The organism is Burkholderia sp. BC1, from assembly GCF_052683555.1.
Map to the genome: position 1 here is coordinate 169,740 of NZ_JBQYLP010000002.1, position 23,022 is coordinate 192,761.

Consider the following 23,022-nt stretch of genomic DNA (forward strand, 5'->3'; position numbering starts at 1 on the left):
TTCTCCACTTCCACTTGCATGATCGATGGACCGCGCGCCGCCGCATCGCTGCGACGGCCGCGCGGCGCCCCTTACTTCGATGCGAGTCCCATCTGCTCGCGCACCTTCGTCACGTTGTCGCGCGTCGCGAGCATGCCGGTGGTGAGCGTGAGCGGCGGCGGCGCCTTGCCCTGCGTGATCCATGTGTACATCAGCTCGGAGGTTTCCTCGCCGTGGCGCTTCGGGCTGATGATGACGGTGCCGAAGAAGCCGGTCGGCTGCGGCTTCTTGAACTCGTTCAGCGCGGAGTCGGAGCCGCCGATGCCGATGCCGATCATGTTGTCCGCCTTGAAGCCGCGCCCTTCGGCCGCGCGCACGGCGCCGAGCACGGCCTCGTCGTTCAGGCCGTAGGCGACCCAGTGCTTGAACTGCGGATTCTTCGTGAGCGCGATGTTCGCCGCGTTGAACGCGTTCTCAGTGTCGGTCTTCGCCTGCGGCGCCGCGATCACGTTCGCCTTCGGAAAGCCGGCCGCGACGAGCGCATCGGTCGCGCCCGACGTGCGGTCGTGCGCGGTCGGCAGCTGCTCGTACGTGATGTCGATCGCGCCGACGTCCTTCATGTCCCAGCCGCGCTTCTTGATCTCGGCCGCGATGCCCTCGCCGACCTGCTTGCCGATGTTGTACGCGGAGATCCCCATGTGCGGCACCGCTTCGATCGGCTTGCCCGCGCCGTCGACGAGGCGGTCGTCGACCGTCATCATCTTCAGGTTGTGCGACTTCGCCTTCGCGACGATGCCCGGCCCGAGCTTCACGTCGGGCGTGCAGATGATGAAGCCCTGCGCCTTCTGCGCGGCGAGGTTGTCGATCGCGCTCATCACCTTCTCGCCCGACGGCGCGCCGATCTTCACGAGCGTGAAGCCCTTGTCCTTCGCGGCGATCTCCGCGAACTTCCACTCGTCCTGGAACCACGGCTCTTCCGGCTGCTTCACGAGAAAGCCGATCTTCACCGGATCGGCCGCGTGCGCGATCGGGCTCCCCATCACCACCGCGGCCGCAGCGGCCAGCGTGACGAACGTTCTGCGTTTCATCTCCAGTGTCTCCTTGTCTTCATCGAACAGGATGCGGCCGCTTGTTGGTGTCGACGCAGCGTGCGCGCGGCCGGCGCATGTGCGGTCTGTCGAATCGTTGCTTCAGTTCAGTCGTGGTACAGCGCCGCGCGCCCGCCGTCGACGGTGATGCACGCGGCATTGATGAACGGCGCCTCGTCGGACGCGAGGAACACCGCGGTCATCGCGACTTCTTCGGGCCGGCCGATCCGCTTCATCGGCTGCAGCGCGAGCGTCTCGGCGCGCGCGGCGGCCGGATCGGGCTGCGCGTCCCACCAGTCGCGCGTGAGCTGCGTCTCGATGTAGCCCGGCGCGATCGCATTCACGCGCACGTTGCGCGCCGCATATTCGATGCCGAGCGCGCGCGTGAGGCCGAGCACGCCGTGCTTCGCGACCGGGTACGGAAAACAACCCGGGATGATCCGGAACGCATGCGTCGACGCAATGTTCACGATGCTGCCGCGACCGCGCTCGACCATGCCCGGCAGCGCCGCGCGGCAGCCATGCCAGACGCCGTCGAGATCGACCGCGAAGCAGCGGCGCCAGTCGTCGTCGGTCATCGTCAGCGGATCGGCGAACACGTTGATGCCCGCGTTGTTCACGAGCACGTCGAGCGCGCCGAGCGCCGCTTCCGTCTGCGCGAGCGCGTCGCGTACCGAGCCCTGCTGCGTGACGTCCGCATGCAGCGGCAGCACGCGTGCACCGTCGACGTCGCGCGCAATCGCCGCGGCCGTCTGCTCGGCCTGCGCGAAATCGACGTCGACGAGCGCGACGCGCGCGCCCTCGCCGGCAAATGCGCGCGCGATCGCCGCGCCGATGCCGCGCGCCGCGCCGGTAACCATCGCGACCTTGCCCGCCAGCCGGTTCATCATGCGGCTCCGCCGCGCGCCGCGCGCAGGCCGGCCTGGAACGCGCGCGCATGGACGGCCGTCGTGTCGGCCGACTGGCCCGGCCGGTAGAGCGCGGAGCCGAGCCCGAATCCGTTCGCGCCGGCCGCGAGGAACGGCTGCATGTTGTCGGGCGCGATTCCGCCGACCGGCACCAGCGGCACCGCGCGATCGATCACCGCGCGCCATGCCTTCACGACCGCCGTGCCGAGCTGCTCGGCGGGAAACATCTTCAGCACGTCGGCGCCGTTGGCGAGCGCCGCGAACGCTTCGGTCGGCGTCGCGACGCCCGGCGCGCAGGCAAGGCCGCGCTCGCGGGCACGGCGTATCACCGCGGTATCCGCATGCGGCATCACGATCAGCGCACCGCCTGCGTCCTGCACGCGGTCCACGTGTTCGGCGCGCAGCACGGTGCCCGCGCCGACGATGGCGTCGTCCGGCAACGCGCGGCGCAGCGCAGCGATGCTGTCGAACGGCGCCGGCGAATTGAGCGGCACCTCGACGAGCCGGAAGCCGGCGTCGTACAGCGCGCGGCCGTGCTCGGCCGCTTCGGCGGGCGTGATGCCGCGCAGGATCGCGATCAGCGGGCACACGTCGAACGCGCGCATCAGGCCGGCATGCGGCGTGTACGGCGCGGGCAGCGTCAGGTCGGACGACATCGTTACATTCCTCCGCAATCGGTTCGGTTCAGTGGCCCGCGCATACGGGTTCGCCGTCCGTGTGCACGAGCCCCGCGCGCGACGCGATCTGCCACAGCCCGCGCTCGGTCGCGTGCGCGACGACGCGCGCGTGCATGCAGCCGAACACGTGCAGCGCGTCGACGTAGCGCGCGCACAGCCGGTCGTCGCCGATCAGCAGCAGCGGCTGGTTCGCGAGCGTCGCGCCGCGTTCGGCGAGCATCGCGTCGAGCGCGTTCAGCTCATGGCCGATCAGCAGCCCGGACAGATAGTCGCCCTGCGCATCGGGCGCGAGACGCTCGGTCAGGCCGAGCGTGCGCGTGCTGAAAATCGTGCCGAGCAGCCCCGTGTGCTGCGCATCGCGTGCGACCGCCACGCCGCGCTCGAACGCGGCGCGATCGGGCGACGCCGGCGCGCGCATCGTGCGGCCGAGAATCGTGTGGTCGCGCAGCGCGGCGAACAGCTCGCCCGTCATGAAGGTCTGGAATCGCTCGATGAGGCCGCCGTTGACCCACGCCCATTTCGCATGCGTGCCGGGCAGCCCGATCAGGAGCCCTGAACGATCGGCATCAAGCGTCGGATCGGCCGCGAGCGCGCCGACGATCTGCGTTTCTTCGCCGCGCATCACGTCGGGCAGCTCGCCCGTCGCGATCACGCCCGGCACGATCGACACGGTCGCGCCGCGCGCAGTCGTCACCGTGACGAGACCCGCGACGAGCGCGTCGGCGCCGGCCGGCACCGCGACGTACGGCGCCTCGCGCCAGCCCTGCGCGCTGCCGACCATGCCGGCGGCGAGCACCGGCACGGCGCCCGCGCGGTCGAGCCAGTCGCCGCACGCATCCTCGAACGCCGCGTCGAATGCGTGCGCACTGCCGCCCGGCACATGCATCACGCCCGCCGCGCGGCTGCGCGTGTCGAGCAACGCGCCGCGCGCATCGTACAGATAGGCGCGCAGCGACGTCGTGCCCCAGTCGAGCGCGATCAGCGACGCTGCGGCGCCGGCGGCATCCGGAACGGTTCGGGTCGGATTCGTCATCGTTTGATCCTGCGGGTACCCTGCGGCGGGCTCCAGCCCAGCTCCGCGGAAATGGCTCGCGCTTCGCGCTGCACGAGCGGAATCAGTTCGTCCATCCGGTCGTGCGGCATGTACGGAATCGTGCTCGCGACCGACACCGCCGCGACGATCGCGCCCGACGCGTCGCGGATCGGCGCGGCCACGCAGCGGATCGACGCCTCGTTCTCCTCGAGGTCGAACGTGTAGCCGCCGGCCGCGTAGTGCGCCATCCGCTGCAGGAACGCCGCCGAGTCGGGCCGGTTGTCGGGCTTGAAGCTGACGCCGGCGAGCGCGCGCCGCGCGGCCTCGAACAGCGTGCGCCACGTCTCGGGCGCGAGGTCGAGCATCATCGCCTTGCCGATGCCGGTCGAGGCGAGCGGCATCCGGTGGCCGACGCGCGAGCGCATTTCGAGCCCGCGCGTGCCGGGAATCTTGTCGATGTACAGCACGTCGTCGCCGTCGCGCACGCCGAGATGGATCGTGTCGAGCGTCGCTTCGGCAAGCGCCTCGAGATGCGGCCGCGCAACGGCGGTCAGCGGCATCTGCTCGAGCGCGATCGTGCCGAGTTCGATCAGCTTCGGGCCGAGCAGATAGCCGCCCTGCACCTGGCGCAGATAGCGCGCCTGCACGAGGCTGCTGACGAGACGATGCGTGGTGCTGCGCGTCGTGCCGAGCGCGGCGCCGATCGCGCGCATGTCGCGCGCGCCGTTCGCGATCGCTTCGAGAATCGCGAGGCCGCGCAACAGCGTCTGCGTGCCGGCCTGCTGCGCGGCGAGATCGAGCGGCGTGCTGGTCGCGCCGATGCTGTCGCTGAGCGGTGCATCGTCCGGCGTCGCGCGCCGGGCGTCGAGGGCGAGGGAGTCGGGCATCTTGGTCATGGGACGGGGCTACTTCAACGGGATCGGTGAAACCGCGTCCTGCGCGCCGGGCACGAGCCCGGCCGCGGCAACGCGGCGCGCGAAGCACCGAGGAAAGCGCCCGGCAAACGTCATGGAAGGTGTCTCCGTATGCGTCGGGCGCCGCGCGGTGCGGGTCCGAAGCTGTCGATGTGCTTCGGATTGTAGGAGCGTACGCATCCACCTCCAATATTTGAATGCGCTGCCCAGATAATGAGAAAAACGGTCGATCGGCCATCCTCGTTCGAGGCGTGCGGCGCCGATATGCGCGGGGGCGAAATCCGCGTGCCACGCAGGTTCCGCCCCCGGTTTGCCGCCGCGCGCGTCGCGCACGGTCGCGATCGATCGCCTACTGCTGTCCGCTCGCGCTGCGCGTCTGCATGTAGCGCTGCACGTCGGTGAACGACACGCGGCCGCTGCCGCTCGCGTCGATCTGCCTGAAATGGTTCGCGACGTAGCCGAGCCCCGCCGCGCGCGCCTGCGCTTCGGTGATCGAACCGGTGTTCTGCGTGTCGGCCGCGCTGAACTGCCGCGCGAGCTTGCGCACGACCTGCGCGTGCAGCGCCGCGCCGGTCGTCTGCGTGCCGGCGGTCGGGCGGCGCGCGGCCGGCGGCACGTACGGGTCGCCGAGCTGCGCCTGCCGTGCGCGCGCGGGTGCGGCCGCGTCGCTCGCCTGCGCGAACGCGGCCGCGGACAGCGCGACGCCCGCTGCTGCGAGCGCCGCGGCGATGACGATGAGACGTTTTTGCATGTCAGGCTCCAGTCTGGAATGAGGTCGTCGACGGCCGGCGCGGCGCGTGCGGACGCGATTCGTCCGACGCGCGCACCGGCCGCGTGTCGCATCAGTGCGCGGCCGTGCGGTAGAAGGCCGCCAGATCCGCCTTCTCCTGCGGACGCGACGTATCGTCGAGATAGACCATGTGTCCGCCCTGATAGTCCTTGATCGTCAGGTTCGGTTGCGTGCCGAGCCGCGCGAGGTCGAGCTCGGTCTGGTAGAACGGCGTCGCGATATCGTGATAGCCGTTCAGCGACAGCATCTTCAGCGCCGGATTCAGCGTCAGCGCGGCCGCGAGGTCGGGAATCGTGTCCGGCATCGCAAGGCCGTCGTGGCTCCAGTCCCACGTGTTGATCGCGTTGCTGCTGACAGCATAGGCCGTCTTCGCCGTGTACTTCAGCTCGTTCGGCAGATAGCTCGCGATCGTGTCGGTGAACGGCTTCGTGATGAAGGTGCTGGACGGATCGCCGTCGGCCGCGAGCGCGCTCGATACCGGTACGTTCACGCGCGCGTCGTAGCGGCCGATCAGCGTGCCGGGAAGCAGCGACAGCTGGAAGCTGTTGTCGAAGAAGGTCGGCACGACGTTGAAATCGGCGTTCCACAGCGACGCCTTCACGCCGGTCGCATTCGTCATCGTCGTCACGAGGCTCGGCGACGGCGGCGTATGGTTCGCGAGATACGCGTTCACGGCCGGCGCGTAGCTGCCGGCCGTCAGCAGGCGCATCTGGTCCGCATACGGCGGCAGGCTCGGCGGATTCGGATTGTCGAGCTGGTAGTACGCGCCGACCGTCCCGTACGACGGTACGAAGCCCGCGCAGCTCACCGCGCTCGCGCCGTTGTTCGAATTGCCGACGTAATCGCTCGCCATGTCGCAGTTCGCGTTGTAGTCGAGGATCGACGACTGCAGCACGATCCCGTCGAGCTTGACACCGGCCGTCTCCAGCAGGTTCGCGAGCACGTCGGTGCGCGGCGTGCCGTACGATTCGCCGAACAGGTATTTCGGGGAATCGTTGCGCTGGTTCACGCTCAGGTAGCGCGTCACGAAATCGCGAAACGCGCCGGCGTCCTGGTCGACGCCCCAGAACGTCTGGTTCGTGTTCGGCGCGATCGCCTCGGAATAACCGGTGCCGATCGCGTCGACGAACACGAGGTCGGTCGTGTCGAGCAGGCTCTCCGCGTTGTCGACGAACGGAAATGTCGAGGTGTTCGCGTTCGGATCGCCGGTCTGGATCCGCTTCGGGCCGAACGAGCCGAGATGCAGCCATACCGAGGCGGAGCCCGGGCCGCCGTTGTAGAGGAACGTGACCGGCCGTTTCGCGGCAGGCTGGTTGTCGGCCGTGTAGGCGACGTAGAAGAACGACGCCTCGGGTGCGCCGCTGCGCGGATCGCGCGCGACGAGATGGCCGGCCGTGGCCGTGTAGCGGATCGTCTGGCCGTTCAGCGTGATCTGGTGATGCGTGACGGCGGCCTGCTCGACCGCGGCGGACGCATCGAGCGACGCGTTCGCATTCGACGAATAGCTGTTCGGATCGGCGTAGGGCTTGTCCGCCTGCGCGGCGGACTGTGCTGAATCGCCGGCGCTGGCGACGGACGACGTGACGTCGTCGTTGCAGGCCGTCAGGATCAGCGAAGAAAACACGACTCCCAACCACAGCTTCGCTTGGCTTGCTGGCATCGTTGCCTTCCCTCTCTCGATGTTGTTATGTCGAGCAGCCGGTCGGGCCGCCCCCCACCTCGTTCGCGCGGCGGGTCAGCCGCGGTGCCGGCCAATATACGCGAGCGTGTCAGCATTGAAAAATTTTGAAATATTCGCGCGGGCGGCCGTTGCGGCGCACACCTTACAGACACGCTTCGAATGCCGAAACGTTGGTTTTCATCCGACTTTCAGCAGCGCGTGTGCGCGTCGCCGGAGCGGCGAAATCGCGCGCATCGCGTCCGGTACGCGACGATGTGCGCGCATGAAGACCCGCATTGCTCAGCAACGCGAAATAGACGGTTTAATCTAGAGAAAGCCGCGCGGAACGAATCCGGTGTGCAGTCGCTGCGGCGCACAAACGAGGCATGAAGGGACGGCGAGCAATACGAGCGGCATGCGGCGACGCCGCCGTCACGGCAAACGTCTGCTACTCCGATTGCGGCAGTTCGGCCGCGCCCATCCGGCGCGCGATGATCGCCGCGCGCTGCGCCTGATACGCGGAGCCGCGATGCGCGTCGAACCAGCGCGGCTTCGGCAGCATGACGGCGAGGCGTGCGGATTGCCACGCGCCGAGGCGGCTCGCCGGGATCCGGTAGTAATAGCGCGCGGCGGCCTCCGCGCCGTACACGCCGCGCCCCCATTCGACCGAATTCAGATAGATCTCGAAGATCCGCTCCTTGTCGAGCAGCGTTTCGAGCATCCACGTGATGATCAGTTCCTGCCCCTTGCGGATGTAGCTCTTCTCGCGCGACAGGAACAGGTTGCGCGCGAGCTGTTGCGTGATTGTCGAGCCGCCGGCGACGATCCGGCCGCGCGCCTTGTTCTTCTCCCACGCCTGCAGAATCGCGTCGACGTCGTAGCCGTTGTTGGTCGCGAAGGTAGCGTCCTCGGACGCGATGATCGCGCGCTTCAGGTTGCGCGAGATCTTGTCGTACGGCACCCACTGATGCTGGATCTGCGCGGGCGGCGTGTCGTGCGACAGCCACCACGCGTCGGTACGCATGAACGCGGTCGAACCGGGATTCACGAACGACCACATTGCAATCTGCACGAAATAGAACAGTTGGGTCGCGAGCCATGCGGCCGCGAACACCGCGCCCGCGTAGACGATCCAGCGCGTCGGGCTGACCACGCGCGTGCGTTGCGTACCGGTCACCGCTACCACGTGCCGCTCGCGCCGTTCAGTTCGCCGCAAGCGCGCGGCGCAGCGCGGCCAGCACCGGCGCGCCGTCGGGGCGCACGCCGCGCCACACGAAGAACGATTCGGCGGCCTGCTCGACGAGCATGCCGAGCCCGTCCGCCGTGCGCGCGCCGAGCGACGCCGCGTGCTGCATGAACACGGTCGGCTGCGCGCCGTACATCATGTCGTACGCGAGCGTGCCGGCGCCGAACGCGGCCGCGTCGCACTCGGGCAGCGCCGCGTCGAGGCTGCCTGCCGTCGCGTTGACGATCACGTCGTACGGCTGCGCGCGCACCTCGCCGGGGCCGCCGCCCGCGAGCGTGCAGCCTGCGTCGTGCGCGGCCTGCATGAACTGGCTGACCAGCGCTTCGGCCTTGCTCGCCGTGCGGTTCACGATCGTGATCGACAGCGGCGCCCGGTCGAGCATCGGCAGCACCACGCCGCGCGCCGCGCCGCCCGCGCCGAGCAGCAGGATGCGCGCGCCCGCGAGCGACACGCCGAGGTTCGACTCGATGTCGCGCACGAGGCCGACGCCGTCCGTGTTGTCGCCGTAGATGCGGCCGTCTGCATCGAAACGCAGCGTATTGACGGCGCCGGCCGCCGCCGCACGCGGCGACAGCGTGTCGGCAAGCGCATGCGCGTCGAGCTTGAACGGCACCGTCACGTTCGCGCCGCGCCCGCCTTCGGCGATGAAGGCGCGCACGGCGGCCTCGAAGCCGTCGACCGGCGCGAGCCGGTGCGTATAGTCGATCGCCTCGCCCGTCTGCGCGGCGAACTGCGCGTGGATGAACGGCGACTTGCTGTGCGCCACCGGATTGCCGAATACCACGTAGCGGTCGGCACCGCGCGTCGAGGCGGTCGCGCTCACGATGCGCGCTCCTGCTGCGATGCGCCTGCGTCGGCATCGGCGCCCGGCGCGGCGTCGTCCGATTCGGCCAGCGCTTCGGCCTCGGTCTGCGCGGACGCTTCCTGCGCGTCGAGCAGCGTGTCGTCGCCGGCTTCGTCGTCCTCGTCGGCCGCGTCGCCGCTCGTGACGACCGGCGCGTCGAGCACGTGCAGCAGCCGCACCGACGCCTCGATCGTCAGCTCGTCGAGCGCCATCACCTCGAGCAGCACGCGCGTGCCGCGCGCATGGACGCCGAGCGCCGGCACGTGCAGCAGCAGCGGGATTTCCTCGAGGCGCACGAGATCGCCCTTCACGACGGTCGCGACGACCTGCTTCTTCTGCTCCTGCGCAAGCCAGCGCAGGCACCAGAAATACTCCATCCGGCGTTGATGATCCGCGTAGGCCGTGTAGGTATCGTCGAATCCCTGCACGACCGCGTACAGATCGGCGTCCTTCGGCTTGAACGGCGCGGCCAGCTTCGCGGTCACGCCGTGCTGCACGCAGGCGAGCAGCTGCCACTGGTTGACGAGGTCGACGTAGCGGCGCAGCGGCGACGTGCTCCACGCATACTGCGCGACGCCGAGCCCTTCGTGCGGCGCGGCCGTCGTCTGCATCCGCGTGCGCTTCGGACCCGGCGCGCCGAAGCCGCGCTGCGTCCGGTAGATGCCCGGCACCGTGTGGTCGTGCAGGAACGCACCCCAGGTCGAGTTCGCGAGGATCGCGAGCTCCGACACGATCAGGTCGAGCGGCGAGCCGCGGCGGCGCGGCGTGATCGTCACGTGCTCGCCTTCGACGTAGAAGTTGTAGTCGGTATTGCGCTGTACTTCGCGCTTCAGCCCATAACCCGCGCGCGCGACCTGACGCTTCTCGAACAGCGCCTGCGCGAGCGGCCACAGCACCGCGATGTCGTCCTTGTGCGGATAGTCGCCGGTGCCGGCCGCGAGCGACTCTTCGGTCACGAGTTCGTCGAGCGTGTTGTGGCGCAGGTTGCTCTTCACGAACACGAGCTCGGCGCGCGTCTCGCTCGCGACGATGTCCTGCGTCTCGCGATTGACGATGATGTAGAGCGACAGCGCCGGGCGATAGTCGCCCTCCTTCAGCGTGAAGACCTCGACGACGTCGTCCGGCAGCATCGTGATCTTGTCGCCCGGCATATAGACGGTCGACAGGCGCGCCCGCGCGATCGCGTCGACCGCGTCGCCGCGCACGATGCCGAGCGCCGGCGCCGCGATGTGCACGCCGACCCGCACGCGGCCGTCGGACAGATGCTCGACCGAGAACGCGTCGTCGATTTCGGTCGTCGTGATGTCGTCGATCGAGAACGCCTGCACGTCCGCGCGCGGCAGGTCGTCGGGCAGGCTGCCGACGGTGACGGGCGGAAAGCCGGTGCCGTGCGGGAAGAATTCCGCGAGAAAGCGCGCTTCGTGCAGCGCGCGCGCCGACGCGATCCCGCCGCAATCGAGCATCAGCCGCGCGGGCGACACGCCGCGCGCGCCGGCCGCCGCCTCGAGCGCCTTGTATTCGATCGAGTTCTTGTCGGGGCGCGTCAGCAGGCCGAGCACCTTGCCGGCGAATGCGTCCGGCAGCTTGCCGGCCTTCAGCTCCTCTTCGTACTGGGCCTGAACGAGGGCCTGCTGGCGCTTGCGCTCGAGCGACGCGAGCGCCATCTTCAGCTGCTCCTCGGGCGCGCGCTGATACTGGCCGCGCCCCTTGCGGCGGAAGTAGACGGGCGCGCCGTGCAGCCGCAGCACCAGCGCCGCGCGTTCGACCGGGCCGTACGTCGCACCGAAGTACTCTTCGGCGAGCGCCGTATAGGCGAATTCCTCGGCCGGCGCGCATTCCCACAGGAAATCCAGGTCGATCTGCTGCGCGGCCGCATCGGCTTCCTGCATCAGCTCGCTCGCGGCCGGCCTCTCGAATTCGATCAGCACGTCCTTCGCGCGCACTTTCGCGCGCCGCCCGCCGGGCAACTCGACCTGAAACGCGTCGCCCTGGCGCGACAGCACGCTGCCCGCCTTGAAACTGCCCGATTCCTCGAAGAAAACGTTCACTCAGTACTCTCGTTCAGACTGCCGGACGCCGCGCAGACGGCGCCGCATGATGTTGGGGAATTCGACCGGCTCACGGCCGGTTCATGTCGCCTTTTCGTCGCAAAACGCGAGAACGTCGTCGACATAGTCGGCAAATTCGCTGATGCCGTGATCGCTGCCCTCGATCACGCGCGTTTTCGCGCCGCGGTAGTGGGCGAGCATCTCGCGGTAGTCGAGCACTTCGTCGCCCGTCGCCGCGAACAGATAGTAGCGCTCGGGACGCGTGATCGCCGGCACGCGCAACGCGTCGAGCTCCTGCAGATGGCGGCGTTCGACGACGATCGTGCCACCGCCGTGATACAGCGGCTGTTCGCCGAGATACTGTTCGAGATCGCGCTGCGGCACGATCGCCGGGTTCAGCAGCACGGCTTTCCAGCCGTGCTTTTCGGCGAGCCACGTCGCGTAATAGCCGCCGAGCGAGCTGCCGATCACGGTCACGTCGCGCGCGCCGGCCGCTTCGGCTTCGGCGAGCGCGACCGCCTCGAGCGGCGACACCGACAGCGACGGGCACCGCCATTCGTCCAGCCGCCCGAGCTCGGCCATCCGCGCGGCGAGCAGCCGCGACTTCTGCGACGCGGGCGACGACCGGAAGCCGTGCAGATAGAGGATCACGCGCGGCTCCCGAGCGCGTCGAGCAGCTTCTGATGCACGCCGCCGAAGCCGCCGTTGCTCATCACGAGCACGTGGTCGCCAGGGCGCGCCGCTTCCGCGACGGCCTTCACGAGCAGATGGAGATCGTCGAACGCGCGCGCCTTGTCGCCGAGCGGCGAAAGTGCGTCGCCGAGATTCCAGCCGAGCGCGTCGCGGCCGCTCGGCGCGCCGTAGCCGAACACGAGATCGGCATCGGCGAGGCTGGCCGGCAACTGCGCCTTCATCACGCCGAGCTTCATCGTGTTCGAGCGCGGCTCGAGCACCGCGAGAATGCGGCTGTTTTGACGGCCGATGCGGGCGCGAAGGCCGGCGATCGTGGTTTCGATCGCGGTCGGATGGTGTGCGAAATCGTCGTAGACGGTCACGCCGTCGACGCTGCCGCGCACTTCCATGCGGCGCTTCACGTTGCGGAACGACGCGAGCGACGCGGCGGCCTGCGCGGGCGGCACGCCGACGTGGCGCGCGGCCGCGATCGCGGCGAGCGCGTTCATGCGGTTGTGCTCGCCCTGTACCTGCCATGCGACTTCGCCGACACGCTCGGCATGCGAATAGACCGCGAAGCGCTCGTCGACCGGCACGCCGTCCTCGGCCGGCAGCGCCTGCCAGCCGCCGTCGACGCCGAAGCGCTCGACTTCGCTCCAGCAGCCGCGCGCGAGTACGCGCTCGAGCGCATCCGAGCGGCCGTTCGTGACGATCCGGCCGACGCCCGGTACCGTGCGCACAAGGTGATGGAATTGTGTCTCGATCGCGGCGAGATCGGGGAAAATGTCGGCGTGATCGAATTCGAGATTGTTCAGCACCGCGGTGCGCGGCCGGTAGTGGACGAACTTCGAGCGCTTGTCGAAGAACGCGGTGTCGTATTCGTCGGCCTCGATCACGAAGAAGCTCGAATCGGTGAGCCGCGCCGACACGCCGAAGTTCAGCGGCACGCCGCCGATCAGGAAACCGGGGTTGAGCCCGGCGTCCTCGAGCAGCCACGCGAGCATCGACGAGGTCGTGGTCTTGCCGTGCGTGCCCGCGACGGCGAGCACCCATTTGCCGGCGAGCACGTGCTCGCCGAGCCATTGCGGGCCCGACACGTACGGCAGCCCGCGGTCGAGGATCGCTTCCATCACGGGATTGCCGCGCGTGACGACGTTGCCGATCACGAAGAGATCCGGCTTCAGGTCGATCTGGTCGGCGCCGTAGCCCTCGATCAGCGTGATGCCCTGCGCCTCGAGCTGCGTGCTCATCGGCGGATAGACGCCCGCGTCGCAACCCGTCACCGTATGGCCCGCCGCGCGCGCGAGTACGGCGAGACCGCCCATGAAGGTGCCGCAGATGCCGAGAATGTGGATGTGCATAGATGAATGCTTTCGCGCCGCCGGGCGCCGTCGATTCGGAAAGGATGATCTGCGTCGCGTCGCACGGGCCGCGTGGCCGGCCGCGCGCGTGCCGAGGCGACGCAAAGAGCGTCATTGTAACTGACGCCCCGTGCGCACCGGGCGCCGGCGCACACCGCGGCGCGCGCCGGGCGGCGTGCGGCCGCACCGCGGTCGGGCGCCGCGGCGATCGAGTATGATTGCCGGATCATGTCTCGCAAACCCCTTGTCGATCCGCGGCGCGTCCGCGAGGAAATCGCCCAGTCCGCCGCGCGTCTGATCGCGGAGGACGGTCTCGACTACGCCGGCGCCAAGCGCAAGGCCGCGCGCCAGCTGCTCGGCGACACGCGCGTTGCCGGCGAATGGCTGCCCGATAACGACCTGATCGAGGAAGAACTGCGCGAATACCTGGCGCTGTTCCAGAGCGATACGCAGCCGGACGAGCTGCGCCGCCTGCGCGAAATCGCGCTCGACTGGATGCGCCGGCTCGCCGAATTCAATCCGTACGTGACGGGCGCGGTGCTGAACGGCACCGCGAACGCGCATTCGGACATTCATTTGCAGACCTTCACCGACAACCCGAAGGACGTCGCGATCTACCTGCTGAATCAGAACGTGCAGTACGACGTATCCGAGACGCGGCATTTCGCGGGCCGCGGCGACGTCGAGACGCTGAGCTTTCTGTGGCGCCCGCGGCGCGACATGGACGCGATCGGCATCCACGTCGCGCTCTACGCGAGCGACGACCTGCGCGGCGCGGTCAAGGCCGACGCGCGCGGCCGGGTCGCGCGCGCGGACGCCGCCGCGCTGCGCGCGCTCGTCGGCGCAGGCGCCGCGCCTTCCGAACCGGAATGATTGAACGATGATGATGAAACGCATGCTGGCGCTCGCGGTGGTCGCGGCCGCCGCCGTCGCCGGCGGGATCGCCGCCGGCCGCTGGTTCCACGGCAGCACCGACGACGGCGTCGCCGTCGCCGCCGCCGCGCAGGGCAATCCCGTCGAGCAGCTGTGGGCCGCGCCGCTCACGGGCGTCGACGGCAAGCCGGCGACGCTTGCGGCCTTCAAGGGACAGAAGGTCGTCGTGAATTTCTGGGCCTCGTGGTGCGGCCCGTGCGTCGAGGAGATGCCCGAACTCGTCGCGCTGTCGCATCAATATGGGCAGAAGGGCATCCGTTTCGTCGGGATCGGCGTCGATTCCGAGCAGAACGTGAAGAACTTCCTGCAGAAGGTGAAAGTCGACTACCCGGTGTTCGTCAGCGGCTATGCGGGCGCCGATCTGGCCCGTAATTTCGGGAATACGGCCGGCGCACTTCCCTTTACGGTCGTTATCGACGCCACGGGCAAGATCCGCGAGACAAAATTGGGACAAATCCAACCCGCGGAACTGAAAAAGACGCTCGACGCGTTGTGACGCGTCCGAATCGCGATGTGCAAGTTGACTGCGGTTCGCGCATCGATCGCGGCAGTTTCGTGCGAATTCGCCGACACTTTGCATTCATGCCGGTAATTATTACAGGGCCGGCGCGCGCGGCCGTTCGGCAAAACTAGACAAATTTCTCTAAATAGCGCTAAAGTGCGCGCAATTCCGCAGAATTAGAAGCGACCATGACACGATTGCTGGTGCTGCACGGCCCTAACCTGAACCTTCTCGGCACCCGGGAACCGGAGGTGTACGGCCGCGTCACGCTGGCGCAGATCGATCAGGCGCTGGCCGCGCGTGCGCAGGAAGCGGGAGCCGAGCTGTCGTCGTTCCAGAGCAACCACGAAGGCGCGCTCGTCGACCGCATCCAGGCCGCGCGGGAGGAACAGACCGACTTCATCCTGATCAACCCGGCCGCGTATACGCACACGAGCGTCGCGATCCGGGACGCGCTCGCCGGCGTCGGCATTCCGTTCGTCGAGGTACATCTGTCGAACGTGCATCGCCGCGAAGCGTTCAGGCACCACTCCTACTTTTCCGACCAGGCCGAAGGCGTGATCTGCGGCCTGGGCTGGAAAGGCTATCTGTACGCGCTCGAGTACGCGCTCGACAAGCTGCAAGGCGCGTCGCGCGGCTGATTCCGCGATCTGGATTCAGCGCCGGGCTCAACCGGCGCTTTCACGTATTGAAAGGGGAATTCCCGATGGATCTTCGTAAGCTGAAAACTCTGATCGACCTCGTCTCCGAATCGGGCATCTCCGAGCTCGAAGTGACCGAAGGCGAAGGCAAGGTGCGTATCGTCAAGAACGCGCCGCCGGTTTACGTCCAGCCGACGGGCGGATTTGCCCCGCAGGTCAGCGTCGCCGCATCGGCCGCGCCGACGTCGGCCGAAGCGTCGGCCGCCGCGCCCGCAGCCGCCGCGGCAGCTGCACCGGCACCGGCCGCTCCGCAGGGTCACGTCGTGACCTCGCCGATGGTCGGCACGTTCTATCGCGCACCGTCGCCGGGCGCGGACCCGTTCGTGCAGGTCGGCGACTCGGTCAAGGAAGGTCAGACGCTCTGCATCATCGAAGCGATGAAGCTGCTCAACGAGATCGAGTCGGACAAGGCCGGCGTGATCAAGGAAATCCTCGTCGAGAACGGCCAGGCCGTCGAATACGGCCAGCCGCTTTTCGTGATCGGCTAAGCCCGCCGCGCGGCCATCCGGCCGCGCGCCGCCGATGCTCTCCAGGCGCCGTTCGCGCGCCCCTCGAAGAGACGAATACTCGCTATGTTTGAAAAAATCCTCATTGCCAACCGCGGTGAAATCGCGCTGCGCATTCAGCGCGCGTGCCGCGAGCTGGGCGTCAAGACGGTGGTCGTCTACTCGGAAGCCGACAAGGAAGCCAAGTACGTGCGCCTCGCGGACGAGGCCGTCTGTATCGGCCCGGCCCCGTCGAACCTGAGCTATCTGAACATGCCGGCGCTGATCAGCGCCGCGGAAGTCACTGACGCCGAAGCGATCCACCCTGGCTACGGCTTCCTGTCCGAGAACGCCGACTTCGCCGAGCGCGTCGAACAGTCGGGCTTCACGTTCATCGGCCCGCGTCCCGAAACGATCCGCCTGATGGGCGACAAGGTCACCGCGAAGCAGACGATGATCAAGACCGGCGTGCCGTGCGTGCCGGGCTCGGAAGGCGCGTTGCCGGAAGATCCGAAGGAGATCGTGAAGATTGCGCGCGCGATCGGCTATCCGGTGATCATCAAGGCCGCAGGCGGCGGCGGCGGTCGCGGGATGCGCGTCGTGCACACCGAAGCCGCGCTCGTCAACGCGGTGAACATGACCCGCGAGGAAGCCGGCCGTGCGTTCGGCAACCCGCAGGTCTACATGGAGAAGTTCCTCGAGAACCCGCGCCACATCGAGATCCAGGTGCTGTCGGACGCGCACAAGAACGCGATCTGGCTCGGCGAGCGCGACTGCTCGATGCAGCGCCGCCACCAGAAGGTGATCGAGGAAGCGCCGGCGCCCGGCATTCCGCGCCGCCTGATCGATCGCATCGGCGATCGCTGCGCCGACGCGTGCAAGAAGATGGGCTACCTCGGCGCCGGCACGTTCGAATTCCTGTACGAAAACGGCGAGTTCTACTTCATCGAAATGAACACGCGCGTGCAGGTCGAGCACCCGGTCTCGGAAATGATCACCGGCGTCGACATCGTGCAGGAGCAGATCCGCATCGCGGCCGGCGAGAAGCTCACGCTGCGCCAGCGCGACATCCAGTTCCGCGGCCACGCGATCGAATGCCGGATCAACGCCGAAGATCCGTTCAAGTTCACGCCGTCGCCGGGCCGGATCACGTCGTGGCATACGCCGGGCGGCCCCGGCGTGCGCGTCGATTCGCACGCCTACAATGGCTATTTCGTGCCGCCGAACTACGATTCGATGATCGGCAAGCTGATCACCTACGGCGCGACGCGCGAGCAGGCGATCCGCCGGATGCGCATCGCGCTGTCGGAGATGGTCGTCGAAGGCATCCAGACGAACATCCCGCTGCATCGCGAACTGATGATCGACTCGAAGTTCGTCGAAGGCGGCACGAGCATCCACTACCTCGAAAACCGGCTCGCGCAGAAGCAGGCCGTCGCACCGGAAGAAGCGTAAGCATGAGCTATCGCGAACTCGTCGTCGAACTGGCCCGCGAGCACGCGGAGGCGCTGTCCGACGCGCTGCTCGAACTCGGTGCGCTGTCGGTATCGGTCGAAGACGCCGATGCCGACACACCCGACGAACAGCCGCTCTTCGGCGAGCCGGGCCTCGTGCCGGAGCGCACCGCGTGGCAGCACTCGCGCGTGATCGCGCTGCTGTCGCCCGACCACGAGCCGGCCGTGCTGCTCGCGGCCGCCGCGAACGAGATCGGCCTCGACGCCACGCCGAAGTTCGACGTGCGCGAAGTCGAGGAACAGGACTGGGTGCGACTCACGCAGTCGCAGTTCGAGCCGATCCCGATCGGCGAACGGATCTGGGTCGTGCCGTCGTGGCACGACGCCCCCGATCCCGATGCGCTCGTGCTCGAGCTCGATCCTGGCCTCGCGTTCGGCACGGGCAGTCACCCGACCACGCGCCTGTGCATGGAATGGCTCGAGCAGTCGGTGCAGCCGGGCCAATCGGTGCTCGACTACGGCTGCGGCTCGGGCATCCTCGCGATCCTCGCGAAGAAATGCGGGGCGAACCCCGTCGTCGGCATCGACATCGATCCGCAGGCCGTCGAATCGGCGCGTCAGAACAGCGAACGCAACCGCGCGGAAGTCACGTACGGGCTGCCGGGCGCGTGCCCGGCCGGCGAGTTCGACATCGTCGTCGCGAACATCCTGTCGAATCCGCTGAAGCTGATGGCGTCGATGCTCGCCTCGAAAGTGAAACCGGGCGGGCGCATCGCGCTGTCGGGCGTGCTCGCGCGTCAGGCCGACGAAGTCGCGGCCGTGTATGCGCGTTACGTCGACATCTCGGTCTGGCGCGAACACGAAGGTTGGGTCTGCCTCGCCGGAACGCGGCGGGAAAGCCATTAGAATAGCGCTGTCCTTCACTCTGGCCAGCAGGCCGCCCGGCTCGACATGTTTCTTGCGACGCGCTGCCCTCATTGCGAAACCGTCTTCCGGCTGCAGCCGGAACAGCTGTCGCTGCATCAAGGGCTCGTGCGTTGCGGACACTGCCGGCAGGTCTTCAACGCCGCGCAATCGCTCGTGCCCGAGCACGCGCAGCCGCCCGCATCGCCCGCCTCCGAGCCGACGCCGGTAGAGCCGAAGCCGGGCGACGCTGCGCCGCCGGCGAGCCTCCACGATATCGACGATACCGGCAATGCCGCGCATGCAGACGCACCGCCGCGGCTGTTCGCCGCTACGCCGCGCGACGTGCCGCCGAGCGTCGACTACAAGCCCGAAGGCTGGGACATGTGGGCGCCGTGGCTCGACGGCAGCATCGATCCGGCATTGCAGCACAACGGGAAAACGGTCCGGATCGAACCGCTGGTGCCGGTCGCGCTGCCGTCGATCGAAGCAGGCGTCGTCCGTCTGACAGGCACGCCCGAGCGGACGCCGCGCACAGGTGAAGCCGAAGCTGCGTCGCATGCCGGCGATGCAGACGGCGCGCTCTCGGCTTCCTCTACTTCGCCGCACGAAACGGACGCTGCGTTGCCACCAACCGCAGCATCCGTTGCATCGACCGAAACCGACACAACGCTGCCGCCGCTCACCGCATCCGCCGACGCCACCGCGCCGGTGCCGCCCTTCGCACCCTCTGCCGACACCGACGCGCGCGAACCGCGCTTCATCGCACCCGTGCCGACCGACGCCGGCAACGACGCCGACGAACCGGCCCGCCCGCCGCACTTCGCAGTGCCGGACGATATCGACACGCCGCGCGAGCCGCGTTTCGCAGCCGCCTCAGCACCGGCGACAGCGGCCTTCGCTGCCGCCGATACGCGCGCACCGGCCGACGAACCGTTCGCCGCGGTGCCGTCCGACGACGATCGTCCGCCGTTCGCGGTCACGCGCGAAGCGCGCGAGCCGCAGCGTCGCGGGGTGCTCGGCGGCTTCGTCGGCGGGCTCGTCGCGGCCGCGCTCGCGGTGCTGCTCGTCGCGCAGCTCGCGTGGTGGCAACGCGAACCGTTGATGATCCATTGGCCGGCAACACAAGGCTGGTTCCGCCAGCTGTGCGCGCCGCTCGGCTGCACGGTCGCGCCGCCGCGCGCGATCGACGGCCTGCGGCTCGATGCGACCGATCTGCGCCAGCTCGACGGCCCGCGCGTGCTCGAACTGAAGGCGCCGCTGACGAACCGCTACCGTGTCGCGCTCGCCTATCCGTCGCTCGAGCTGACGCTGCTCGACGACAGCAATCACGTCACCGTGCGCCGCGTGCTCGCGCCGCGCGAGTACGTGCGCCCCGGTACGCCCATCGACGCCGGGCTGCCGCCCGGCACGACGCAGACGATGATCGTCCGCCTCGACACGAACGGCGCACCCGCATCGAATTTCCGCGTCCAGATCTTCTATCCGTGACGCACCGCGGCGCGCGCATGCGCGCCCGTCTCAACCCGCGCGCCCGAGCGGCGCGCTATTTCGGAGCACGAACATGAGCAAAGTTACGCTGGGTGGCAACCCGATCGATCTCGCCGGCACGTTCCCGACCGTCGGTTCGCAGGCCCCCGACTTCAAGCTGGTCGGCAAGGACCTCGCCGATCTGACGCTCGCCAGCTTCGCCGGCAAGCGCAAGGTGCTGAACATCGTGCCGAGCCTCGACACGCCGACCTGCGCGACGTCGACCCGCAAGTTCAACGAAGCCGCGTCGTCGCTGGACAACACCGTCGTGATCGTCGTGTCGGCCGACCTGCCGTTCGCGGCCACGCGCTTCTGCACGACCGAAGGCCTCGAGAACGTCGTGACGGCGTCGACGTTTCGCACCGGCCGCGCGTTCGCGAACGCATACGGCGTCGACGTGACGAGCGGCCCGCTGAACGGCCTGACGGCGCGCGCGGTCGTCGTGCTCGACGCGCAGGACAAGGTGATCCACGCGCAACTCGTCAGCGAGATCAAGGACGAGCCGAACTACGACGCAGCGCTCGCCGCACTGAAGTAATCCGCCGCCGCCCGGCCCGCGCCGGCCGGGCGGCCGCCTCCCTTTGCTCTCTACAGGAACGCACGCCTTGACTACGCTGATTTGCGGCTCGCTCGCCTACGACAACATCATGACTTTCGAGGGCCGGTTTCGCGAGCACATCCTGCCCGACCAGGTTCACCTGCTGAACGTGAGCTTCCTCGTGCCGACGATGCGACGCGAATTCGGCGGCTGCGCGGGCAATATCGCCTACGCGCTGCACATGCTCGGCGGCGACGCGCGCATCATGGCGACGGTCGGCGCGAACGATGCCGATCGCTATCTCGAGCGGCTCGACAGCCTTGGCCTGTCGAAGGCGAACGTGCGCGTGGTGCCCGATGCGCATACGGCGCAGGCGATGATCACGACCGATCTCGACAACAACCAGATCACGGCTTTCCACCCGGGCGCGATGATGCTGTCGCACCTGAACCGCGCGGACGAAGTGCCGGGCGTGAAGCTCGGCATCGTCGCGCCGGACGGCTTCGACGGGATGGTTCAGCACGCCGAACAGTTCGCGAAGGCCGGGATCCCGTTCATCTTCGATCCGGGCCAGGGCCTGCCGCTGTTCGACGGCGCGACGCTGCGCCGCATCATTGAACTCGCGACGTTCGTCGCAGTCAACGACTACGAGGGCAAGCTCGTCAGCGACAAGACGGGCTGGTCCGAACAGGAAATCGCCAGCCGGGTTCAGGCGTTGATCATCACGCGCGGCGAGCACGGCTCTACCATTCTTCACAAAAACGGCGAAGAACAGATTCCCGTCGTGCGCGCCGAGCGCGTCGTCGATCCGACCGGCTGCGGCGATGCCTTCCGGGGCGGGCTTCTCTACGGGATCGAAAACGGCCTCGACTGGGCAACCACGGGCCGCCTCGCAAGCCTGATGGGCTCGCTGAAGATCGCCTACCAGGGGCCCCAGACTTACGCATTGACGCGCGCCGAAATCGACGCGCGCTTCGAGGCTGCGTTCGGTTACAGTCTCAAATGAATATTGTTGGAGAGCAAAGATGCTGACGAAAAAAACCCTCACGCTCGCGGCCATGGTCACCGCCACGGTGACGCTCGCCGGCTGCTTCACGCCGCCCGGCTCGGCGGACGTCTATAGCGTCGGCCAGGCGCAGCGCGAACAGACGGTCCGCATGGGCACCGTCGAAAGTGTTCGCGCGGTGCGCATCCAGTCCGACGGCGGCGGCAGCGCGATCGGCACGCTCGGCGGCGGCGCGCTCGGCGCCGTGGCCGGCAGCGCGATCGGCGGCGGCCGGGGGTCGATCCTGACGGCCATCGCAGGCGGTCTCGCGGGCGCGGTCGCGGGCAATGCGATCGGCGAAAACATGAGCACCGCGAACGGCGTCGAAATCACGGTGCGCCTCGACAACGGCGATCTGCGCTCGATCACGCAGGCCGCGACCGGCGAAGTGTTCCGTGCCGGCGAACGCGTGCGTCTGCTGTCGAGCGGCGGCGTCACGCGCGTCACGCACTAACGAGTACCTCAGCGCGCGGCGCGAGCCGCGGTCGAACGCATGTGCGAGGCTGCACATGCGTTTTTTTTCGTCCGTACGCGGCGGCCGCCGCACACGGATGAAAACGCGGACGAAAAAAATCCCGCCACCTGAACCAGATGGCGGGACCGATTGAGTAGCGCTACTCAACCCACGGACACGACAGAGGTGTCCGGGTGGTGCTCGTCAACCGCGATTACGGACGGCTGCCGGTCGGGAACGGCCATGCCGCTGCCGGGTTGAGCGCCGTCTTCACGCCCGATGCCGGTGCGACCGATGCCGTCGATGCCGTCGTTGCCGGTGCGGCCTTCTTCACCACAGCCTTCTTCGGCGCAGCAGCCTTCTTCGCCGGCGCGGCCTTCTTGGCGGGCGCAGCCTTCTTCGCTGCAGCCTTCTTCGCCGGTGCCGCCTTCTTCGCAGCAGCCTTCTTCGCCGGTGCGGCCTTCTTCGCCGCTACCTTCTTCGCCGCTACCTTCTTCGTCGCGACCTTCTTGGCTGCAACCTTCTTCGCTGCGGCCTTCTTCGCCGGTGCCGCCTTCTTCGCGGCGACCTTCTTCGTCGCGACCTTCTTGGCTGCAACCTTCTTCGTTGCGACCTTCTTCGCAGCGGCCTTCTTCGCCGGTGCTGCCTTCTTCGCTGCAACCTTCTTGGCGGCGGCCTTCTTCGCCGGCGCCGCCTTCTTCGCGGCAACCTTCTTCACCGCGACCTTCTTGGCTGCAACCTTCTTCACTGCAGCGGCCTTCTTCGCCGGTGCTGCAGCCTTCTTCGCAACGGTCTTCTTCGCAGCAGCCTTCTTGGCAGCCGGTTTCTTCTTGGCAGTAGCCATGTTGTTCTCCTTCAGGTTCAGATGAGAGTCAGTTCAAACTACACCCTTCGTCAAAACCCGCTTCCCGCGGACGCTGTTCAGCACGTGCGCTTCGAAGCGGGCTATTCATCGGCGTACGCGGATACCGCACGCTTACGCTAATGAATACGGTATGGCGCGCGAGGCCACCCGGCTTCGCGCGCCAAATCAAGTCGGCAGCCGGCGCACGTTGCGCCGCTGCCCCTAATCGCTTGATCAAGCGAACGGCCACACGGCCGTCCGCTTTTTCCGGAGGGAAGTTTGCCCATCCCACTGAAGGGTTCGCAAAGTGCCTGTCGTGTCGTTGGGCCTTTAAGGCACCGGGCATGCTTTGCATCAGGCGTTCTTGCTCCTAAACCTTGGGCCGGCGCCGAGAGGCCGCCGGCTGCTCCATC

Annotated in this window: 24 protein-coding genes; 10 read left to right on the forward strand and 14 right to left on the reverse strand. The window is 68.1% G+C overall.

Annotated features, from left to right (window positions below; all coding sequences use genetic code 11):
- Positions 1-71 precede the first annotated feature (71 nt).
- The 12 genes from ACSHSS_RS02025 to mpl all read right to left on the reverse strand — a co-directional run bounded on the left by ACSHSS_RS02025 (position 72) and on the right by mpl (position 13,220).
- A complete protein-coding gene (locus ACSHSS_RS02025) occupies positions 72-1,067 on the reverse strand; it encodes an arabinose ABC transporter substrate-binding protein (protein WP_006400377.1) in 996 nt (331 codons plus the stop codon).
- 107 nt (positions 1,068-1,174) lie between these two features.
- A complete protein-coding gene (locus ACSHSS_RS02030; RefSeq protein WP_012467467.1) occupies positions 1,175-1,954 on the reverse strand; it encodes an SDR family oxidoreductase in 780 nt (259 codons plus the stop codon).
- Complete coding sequence (locus ACSHSS_RS02035; protein ID WP_445544509.1) at positions 1,954-2,631, reverse strand: 2-dehydro-3-deoxy-6-phosphogalactonate aldolase; 678 nt, start codon at positions 2,629-2,631, stop codon at positions 1,954-1,956. Before ACSHSS_RS02035 ends, ACSHSS_RS02030 begins: the two co-directional genes overlap by 1 nt.
- Before the next feature lie 28 nt (positions 2,632-2,659).
- Positions 2,660-3,685, reverse strand: a complete 1,026-nt coding sequence (locus tag ACSHSS_RS02040) for a 2-dehydro-3-deoxygalactonokinase (RefSeq protein ID WP_006400379.1) — start codon at positions 3,683-3,685, stop codon at positions 2,660-2,662.
- Positions 3,682-4,581 carry an IclR family transcriptional regulator gene (locus ACSHSS_RS02045; protein ID WP_006400380.1) on the reverse strand — a complete coding sequence of 300 codons (900 nt, stop codon included), beginning with the start codon at positions 4,579-4,581 and terminating at the stop codon, positions 3,682-3,684. Before ACSHSS_RS02045 ends, ACSHSS_RS02040 begins: the two co-directional genes overlap by 4 nt.
- 367 nt (positions 4,582-4,948) lie before the next feature.
- Positions 4,949-5,350 (reverse strand): EF-hand domain-containing protein, encoded by a 402-nt coding sequence (locus ACSHSS_RS02050; RefSeq protein WP_060042592.1) that lies wholly within the window; start codon positions 5,348-5,350, stop codon positions 4,949-4,951.
- A gap of 91 nt (positions 5,351-5,441) precedes the next feature.
- Positions 5,442-7,049, reverse strand: coding sequence for a S10 family peptidase (locus ACSHSS_RS02055; RefSeq protein WP_445544510.1), 1,608 nt, complete (start codon positions 7,047-7,049; stop codon positions 5,442-5,444).
- 448 nt (positions 7,050-7,497) lie between these two features.
- Complete coding sequence (mtgA, locus tag ACSHSS_RS02060) at positions 7,498-8,235, reverse strand: monofunctional biosynthetic peptidoglycan transglycosylase (RefSeq protein WP_012214149.1); 738 nt, start codon at positions 8,233-8,235, stop codon at positions 7,498-7,500.
- Between the two features lie 16 nt (positions 8,236-8,251).
- Positions 8,252-9,118, reverse strand: coding sequence for a shikimate dehydrogenase (gene aroE, locus ACSHSS_RS02065; RefSeq protein ID WP_445544511.1), 867 nt, complete (start codon positions 9,116-9,118; stop codon positions 8,252-8,254).
- Entirely contained in the window at positions 9,115-11,187 is a 2,073-nt protein-coding gene (locus ACSHSS_RS02070; protein ID WP_445544512.1) for a ribonuclease catalytic domain-containing protein, read from the reverse strand. The genes aroE and ACSHSS_RS02070 overlap by 4 nt, the downstream gene beginning before the upstream one ends.
- Before the next feature lie 81 nt (positions 11,188-11,268).
- Positions 11,269-11,838, reverse strand: a complete 570-nt coding sequence (locus ACSHSS_RS02075) for a YqiA/YcfP family alpha/beta fold hydrolase (protein ID WP_006412030.1) — start codon at positions 11,836-11,838, stop codon at positions 11,269-11,271.
- Positions 11,835-13,220, reverse strand: a complete 1,386-nt coding sequence (mpl, locus tag ACSHSS_RS02080; RefSeq protein ID WP_445544513.1) for a UDP-N-acetylmuramate:L-alanyl-gamma-D-glutamyl-meso-diaminopimelate ligase — start codon at positions 13,218-13,220, stop codon at positions 11,835-11,837. Before mpl ends, ACSHSS_RS02075 begins: the two co-directional genes overlap by 4 nt.
- Before the next feature lie 228 nt (positions 13,221-13,448).
- Between mpl and ACSHSS_RS02085 the strand changes: the two genes are divergently transcribed.
- From ACSHSS_RS02085 to ACSHSS_RS02130, 10 genes are all read left to right on the forward strand, one after another.
- Positions 13,449-14,093 (forward strand): hypothetical protein, encoded by a 645-nt coding sequence (locus ACSHSS_RS02085; RefSeq protein WP_006400391.1) that lies wholly within the window; start codon positions 13,449-13,451, stop codon positions 14,091-14,093.
- Between the two features lie 7 nt (positions 14,094-14,100).
- Positions 14,101-14,649, forward strand: coding sequence for a TlpA family protein disulfide reductase (locus ACSHSS_RS02090; RefSeq protein WP_048805288.1), 549 nt, complete (start codon positions 14,101-14,103; stop codon positions 14,647-14,649).
- Positions 14,650-14,843: 194 nt separating this feature from the next.
- Complete coding sequence (gene aroQ / locus ACSHSS_RS02095) at positions 14,844-15,296, forward strand: type II 3-dehydroquinate dehydratase (protein ID WP_006400394.1); 453 nt, start codon at positions 14,844-14,846, stop codon at positions 15,294-15,296.
- A gap of 65 nt (positions 15,297-15,361) precedes the next feature.
- Positions 15,362-15,844 (forward strand): acetyl-CoA carboxylase biotin carboxyl carrier protein, encoded by a 483-nt coding sequence (accB, locus tag ACSHSS_RS02100; protein ID WP_006400395.1) that lies wholly within the window; start codon positions 15,362-15,364, stop codon positions 15,842-15,844.
- 84 nt (positions 15,845-15,928) lie between these two features.
- A complete protein-coding gene (accC, locus tag ACSHSS_RS02105) occupies positions 15,929-17,296 on the forward strand; it encodes an acetyl-CoA carboxylase biotin carboxylase subunit (RefSeq protein ID WP_006400396.1) in 1,368 nt (455 codons plus the stop codon).
- A gap of 2 nt (positions 17,297-17,298) precedes the next feature.
- The gene (prmA, locus tag ACSHSS_RS02110; RefSeq protein WP_445544514.1) at positions 17,299-18,201 is read left to right on the forward strand and encodes a 50S ribosomal protein L11 methyltransferase; all 903 of its coding nucleotides are present in this window, start codon (positions 17,299-17,301) and stop codon (positions 18,199-18,201) included.
- A gap of 45 nt (positions 18,202-18,246) precedes the next feature.
- The gene (locus ACSHSS_RS02115; protein ID WP_445544515.1) at positions 18,247-19,689 is read left to right on the forward strand and encodes a DUF3426 domain-containing protein; all 1,443 of its coding nucleotides are present in this window, start codon (positions 18,247-18,249) and stop codon (positions 19,687-19,689) included.
- A 73-nt stretch (positions 19,690-19,762) separates the two neighbouring features.
- The gene (tpx, locus tag ACSHSS_RS02120; RefSeq protein WP_006413921.1) at positions 19,763-20,266 is read left to right on the forward strand and encodes a thiol peroxidase; all 504 of its coding nucleotides are present in this window, start codon (positions 19,763-19,765) and stop codon (positions 20,264-20,266) included.
- 67 nt (positions 20,267-20,333) lie between these two features.
- Positions 20,334-21,272 (forward strand): carbohydrate kinase family protein, encoded by a 939-nt coding sequence (locus tag ACSHSS_RS02125; RefSeq protein WP_006400400.1) that lies wholly within the window; start codon positions 20,334-20,336, stop codon positions 21,270-21,272.
- A 19-nt stretch (positions 21,273-21,291) separates the two neighbouring features.
- Positions 21,292-21,765 (forward strand): outer membrane lipoprotein, encoded by a 474-nt coding sequence (locus tag ACSHSS_RS02130; RefSeq protein ID WP_006400401.1) that lies wholly within the window; start codon positions 21,292-21,294, stop codon positions 21,763-21,765.
- A gap of 214 nt (positions 21,766-21,979) precedes the next feature.
- Here ACSHSS_RS02130 and ACSHSS_RS02135 read toward each other — a convergent pair whose 3' ends face one another.
- Positions 21,980-22,609, reverse strand: coding sequence for a histone H1-like DNA-binding protein (locus tag ACSHSS_RS02135; protein ID WP_445544516.1), 630 nt, complete (start codon positions 22,607-22,609; stop codon positions 21,980-21,982).
- Positions 22,610-22,637: 28 nt separating this feature from the next.
- Positions 22,638-22,964: a hypothetical protein gene (locus ACSHSS_RS02140; protein ID WP_080560161.1), complete on the reverse strand. Its 327-nt coding sequence runs from the start codon at positions 22,962-22,964 to the stop codon at positions 22,638-22,640.
- Between the last annotated feature and the right edge of the window lie 58 nt (positions 22,965-23,022).